Source organism: uncultured Nostoc sp., from assembly GCF_964245445.1.
In the GTDB taxonomy this organism is placed as follows: Bacteria; Cyanobacteriota; Cyanobacteriia; order Cyanobacteriales; family Nostocaceae; genus Nostoc.
The window spans coordinates 1-5,707 of record NZ_CAXTNE010000388.1 but is presented as its reverse complement, the minus strand read 5'-3'; the positions used below and the strand labels follow the sequence as shown (position 1 = coordinate 5,707).

The 5,707-nt window shown below is 37.7% G+C and carries 4 protein-coding genes; all 4 read right to left on the bottom strand.

The genetic code is table 11. The annotated features are described in order from the left end of the window. Positions 1 to 214: 214 nt before the first annotated feature. Positions 215 to 1,741, bottom strand: a complete 1,527-nt coding sequence (locus ACFE90_RS35555; protein WP_375506963.1) for a hypothetical protein — start codon at positions 1,739 to 1,741, stop codon at positions 215 to 217. Positions 1,742 to 1,762: 21 nt separating this feature from the next. Then, on the bottom strand, positions 1,763 to 2,626 hold the full coding sequence (locus ACFE90_RS35550; protein WP_375506961.1) for a hypothetical protein: 864 nt from the start codon (positions 2,624 to 2,626) through the stop codon (positions 1,763 to 1,765). A gap of 240 nt (positions 2,627 to 2,866) precedes the next feature. Then, a complete protein-coding gene (locus ACFE90_RS35545) occupies positions 2,867 to 3,484 on the bottom strand; it encodes a Uma2 family endonuclease (RefSeq protein WP_375506960.1) in 618 nt (205 codons plus the stop codon). 185 nt (positions 3,485 to 3,669) lie between these two features. Further along, positions 3,670 to 5,478, bottom strand: a complete 1,809-nt coding sequence (locus tag ACFE90_RS35540; protein ID WP_375506962.1) for an ABC transporter ATP-binding protein — start codon at positions 5,476 to 5,478, stop codon at positions 3,670 to 3,672. Positions 5,479 to 5,707: the final 229 nt, after the last annotated feature.

Below are 5,707 nucleotides of genomic sequence, written 5' to 3'. Positions count from 1 at the left end.
ATTTTCCACAGCAGCTTTAGCACAGTCCCAATTACCTGCTGGCGCGAGTAGTTCTGGACGTTTAAGGGAGGGTTGGGAAGGGGAGCGATCGCTTTTCATTAGACTTAGGGAGGGTTAACTAGCACCATAGTGATTTTATCTAAGTTATTGGGGGATGGTGGGGAAAGCATAGGGTGAGGTTTGGTTATTTAGCATCCTGATAATAAATTTTTACTTAAGTCCAACGTTGACTGATGCGTTCTCGTAATTTTCTTTGGCTATCATAAATTTGTTTTTGAGGTAAAGAAATATATAGACTATCTTGTTGCAAGCAATATTCAACAAATAATTTGATAATAACTTCCCAATCTTGTCGAGTTCTTTTCTTTTTAAGAAAATCACGCACACGCATAAGATAACTTTGATTAGCGATAGGTGTATTTAAAGCCATTTGACCTATATAAATTCCTTCTTTTTCTTCAATAGCAAATTCGTAATGTATACGTCCGCAAGGAGTAATTTTAACTCTTTGTAATTCGTCAATATTTGTATCAGTTGGGTCATAGGTTTCAATGAGGCGATAATCCAGAAGAGCCTTTAAGTGTTCCTTAATTAGAATCCTGTTGATTGTCACAGGCTCAAAATAATTTAGAATATCATCAATATACAGATAATTCTTTTCTGCATCTGAGTTCTCAGAATATGTGTCAGATAATAAGCGTAGTATAGATAACCTCAATAGTGGGCTTGTAATACTGCTAGGTTGAACTTCAAAAAGGTTTAAAATAAAATTGCTATCTTTTTGATAAAAGTGATTATAATCTCCAACTAATAATGCTTTTTTTATTTGCCAATGACTAATGTGAGACTTTTTACCAATTACATAAGCATTTACAAGTAAAGAAATATCAGTGATAGGTGAAGTGATAATTCTTCGAGCAATTTGTAAACTTCTTCTGATATCATGATTAGAGAGCCACCCTACTACGCGTCCTATATAATCTTCATTAATAAATATATCTTCTACAGCAAAAGCAAAAGCACTAATGTTAGGAATTGATAAGCGAATACCTTTTTTAGTAAAGTATTTTTTACTCCCTTCTGAATCTTCTATTGCTTTTTCTTTTATAAATTCTATCCGTTTAGCTAAAACGTCTTTTGTAGACGGTACAGGAAGATAAAAAGCTTGATTTTCATATGACTGTAGTGGGCCTGATTTTGACAACTGCCAAATTGTTCGATCTGTTATTGGACAAATAATAAATGAAAAAACTTTTCTATATATAGATTGTGCATATTGAAACACTGCTTCTTGGAATATCTGTGGGAAATGATCAGTGTTATCAAAAACTATACATGGCATTAATCCTCTTGCTTTAGTAGCATTTTTAATCAATTTCATTACATAATCATCTGGATGTTTTTCAGTAAAATCTGCAATATATTCTCCAAATTTTTCCTTAAATTCATTTTTGTTCCTTTCATACAAAAACTTACGCTCACCACATCTCCATCTTTGATATTCTTGATAAAATACTCCTTGAAGTTCGCTAAATGATGGATATTCACCCTTAAATAAGCCATTTTTTAACTCAGTTTTTAGTTGCTCTGTTAGCCAACTAGTAATAGTAGCTTGTTCCCCATTAGAATCAGCTAAATCAATCTTAATTAATAAACAATTTTCTCTAAGACTTTTGTCTAATATTAAACGAAAAAATCTATCGATAAATGTAGTTTTTCCAGCTCCTTTATTACCTATTATTAAAACAAATTCTCCTTTCTGTCATTCTACAGAATTACGGATTTGATTTTGTAGCTCAATACCCTTCGCTGAATTAACAATATCAATTCTATTTAATAAGTTTCTTGTTATTTTTTGTAAATTTTCATCGGCTTCTCTACTTTCTTTTGATTCCACAAAACATTTGGCAAGCATATCAGGATCGTCTTCCCCTGACATACTAGTGAAAAAGCTGTGGTAGACATTCTCAATATCTTTGAATAATTCAGACTTTGTAAGTAAATATCTATCAGAATTTTCAAGTACTGAATAAAGAGATTCATTATGACTAATTTTTAATCCTTCGGCCTCATATATGTACGTTTGGTATAAATTTTTTAAGATTCCCTCTCGTGAGAACACGTCGTAGAAGGTAGCAAAATTCTGTTGAATCGATTCAAGGTTAGGGAATACAATTGCTTTACCCTCACTTGGAGGCGTACCGTCAGTACGAAGGGCCCAGAAGCCAATCCACTCAAAACCTGTTGTCAAAGCACAAAACAACACAGCTTTGTCAGTACAATAGCGTTTTGCTTGATTTAATCCATTCGCTGCTGACTGAAGCGCAGAACCACCAACTTTGTACCAAGCCATACCTGGTTGACGAGTATCAATCAGTAGTTTTGATGTTCGCTTCGCTTCCACTACAAGCCTGCTGCGTCCTGTAGACGTTATTAGGTAATCAATATAGCCACTGTCTGTATGAGGCTCTGTAAGAATTTCTGCTCTCTCCCATCCCAAAACTTCTGTCAAAATGCGGTCAATAACTTGGAACCTTGCATCCTGTTCAGTCTCAATTTTTATGCAGCTTTGTGTTAATTCTGTATATAGTAAGTTAAATTTTTCTTTTGCTTGATCAATATTCATGAGCATCTAATCCTTTGCAGATAATAAAGATTAGCGGCTTGAGGCTGCTATTAGTATAAATATACTAATATAGTTTAGAGTAAAAAATAACTCTTATTCTCTAGTCATGGATAATACCTTCAATTTTTTGCTTACTAATCCTATTTGACAGGCAGGAGAGTCTACGAAATATCCGCAGAAACCTTTAAAAGTGGCTTAAATCTTTTTAAAATCCTCTGCACAAGTAAAGTGATCGCACCCTTACCCCAATCCCTCAACATCAGCACTTTCCCCTTCCAACTCAACAGGCTCAAACTTCACCTTGTTGTATAAATCCTGTAAGGAAATCTCAAAGGGTACAGTAACAAGAGCGATCGCTTCATCTTCTTCATCATATTCACGAAGCGCCCATTGCTTTTTCCCGGTTTTGGAAAATTGATCTACATGAATCCGTGTTTGGTCAATTAATAGATATTCTTGGAAAGTGGAAATAGTTCGGTAAGCCTGAAACTTATTTTCGCGATCGTAGTTTTTAGTAGATTTAGACAAAACCTCAACAATAACTTGGGGATTTGTAATAATATCTGTACGGTTGTTGAAAAATTCTGGTTCACCTACTATTACTGTCACATCTGGATACGTGTAGATACGCTTTTGATGTATCCACAGACGCATATCGCTATTAAACATTTCGTATTCTTCTTGTCTGAACGCGAAGTTTAACACAGCATAGAAATTACCAGCTATACGATTGTGATTTGCTGTTCCACCCGCCATAGGAATTATTTGTCCGTCAATATATTCACTTTTGTATTCAGCAGTTTCTTCTAGCTCTAAATATTCCTCTGGGGTATAGTATCGCTGTTGTGTTATTTGCATAATTTTATCGGGTAACAATGTTTAACGATACGGAGCGTCTAGGCACTAAAGAGATTTGACCCATGTTTACCGAACAGGTTAACATGGTTTGATAGAGGTGCTATGTGCTTTGTAGAAAGTGAGCGTAGGCGCAGCCTGCCGTAGGCTTCGCTATCTTAATTCACAAAGATTGCTAGCTTCTTTTCCTATTGATAACCGGCTGCTTGTAACAGAAACAACTTGGCATAACGTCCTCCTAGCTGTAACAATTCTTCGTGAGTTCCTTGTTCTATAACTTCCCCGTTTTCTATAACTAGGATTTTGTCAGCCATTCGTACTGTTGAGAAGCGATGGGAAATCAAAAGTACCATCTGATTTTGAGTAATAGCGCGAAAATGATTGAAAATCTCAAACTCAGCTTGGGCATCTATTGCTGATGTTGGTTCATCTAACACCAAGATATCTGCTTGCGATCGCATAAAAGCACGAGAAAGGGCAATTTTCTGCCACTGTCCCCCGGAAAGTTCCTGTCCTCCTTTAAACCAACGACCAAGTTGAGTCTGGAAGCTTTGGGGTAATTGATCGATAAATGATTGGGACATGCCTTTTTGGGCAGCAGTTTGCCAACGGGTTTTGTTTTCGAGATGTTCTACATCTCCGACGCCAATATTTTCCCCTACAGTGAACTGGTAGCGGACAAAGTTCTGAAAAATCACACCAATCCGACGCCGCAGCACATCTACATCCCATTCCTGCAAGTCCAAGCCATCTAAGAAAATTCGCCCAGAATCAGGAGTGTAGAGTCGGGTAAGTAGTTTGATTAAGGTAGTTTTACCGGAACCGTTTTCACCGACAATTGCCAGTTTCTCTCTCGGTTTCAAATGCAGCGAAATGTTTCTCAATGCTGGCTTGGAACTTCCTGGATAAGTAAATGATACGTTCTCAAAACGGATACCATCTTGGGAATTTAAACCAATGGTTGCCTTACCCCAAGATTTTGGTACTTCTTCTTCCAGAAAATCGTAGAGATTTGATAGATATAGGTTGTCTTCATACATCCCTCCAATAGAAGTGAGGGCATTGGAGAAAGTAGATTGTCCTTGGCGAAACACAGTCAGATACATTGTCATATCTCCCAAGGAAATCTTACCTAGCACTGTTTCCAGGACAATCCAAGCATAAGCTAGGTAAAAAGCACCAGTACTAACTAAACTTAGGAGATACCCCCAAAATCCTCGCCGCAGAGTCAAATCGCGGTCTTCGCCATAGAGTTGATCAAACAGGTTGCGGTAACGCCCTAGCAACATCTCTCCCAGTTGGTAGAGTTTGACTTCTGTGACAAAATCTTCTCTTGCTAACAGATTTTCTAAGTAGTGCTGTTGACGAGTTTCTGCCGCACGCCAACTAAACAAGCGAAAGCCTTCTCCAGCAAACTTTGTTTCGGAAATAAATACAGGCATAGCTGCCAAAATCAGCACCATCACCGCCCAACCTGAGAAATTTACTAGCAAAATACCGTAAGTGAACAAGGAAAGAGCATTTTGTACTAACCCAAAGGTGCGGTTTACTAAGGAAAGGGGACGAACTGATGCTTCTCGTCGGGCATTGGTCAATTTGTCATAAAATTCTGAGTCTTCAAACTGCCTAAGATCCAGTGTCAGCGCCTTTTCTAAGATGAGTACATTCACTCGCTGACCCATTAGCGCCCGCAATAACGACTGACAAATGGTGATTCCTCGCTGACTGCCTGCTAATAAAATTACAGCGATCGCTTCTAATCCTACATAAGAGAGGGAAGGATAAATATTGACAAAACCATTGCTCTGTGAGTTAATTTGAGAGGCAAGTACCACTGCATCCACAATTAACTTACTGATGTAAGATATTGCCGCCGGTAAAAGACCAGCAACTATTGTTAAACTAGCCAAAAGAATAGTAAGTGATCGGCTAGTAGTCCATACCAGGCTTACAGCCCGTCCACTGTAGCGGAAAACCGTCAGTGATTGGCGCAGGATATTTCTTTTTTTTTAATCTTCATCTTTCTTGCCGCGAGATACCCCACCTTGGGCGGATCTTCCTGACTCTATTAAATCTTTATTAATTTTACATTTTTTTAAGAATGTTCGCTGAAAACCCCGAAGTTAAAACCTAAAAACTTTTTGGGGTTTTTATGTTTCGGGGTGGTTATACCATTTCACGAAATAATTGATACAAATCACTTCCTCTGCCCCCTGCCCCCTGCCC

Excerpts from the sequence above, each read along its gene's own strand:
- ACFE90_RS35545 (WP_375506960.1), bottom strand. The coding sequence starts at position 3,484 with ATGCAAATAACACAACAGCGATACTATACCCCAGAGGAATATTTAGAG.
- ACFE90_RS35550 (WP_375506961.1), bottom strand. The coding sequence starts at position 2,626 with ATGAATATTGATCAAGCAAAAGAAAAATTTAACTTACTATATACAGAA.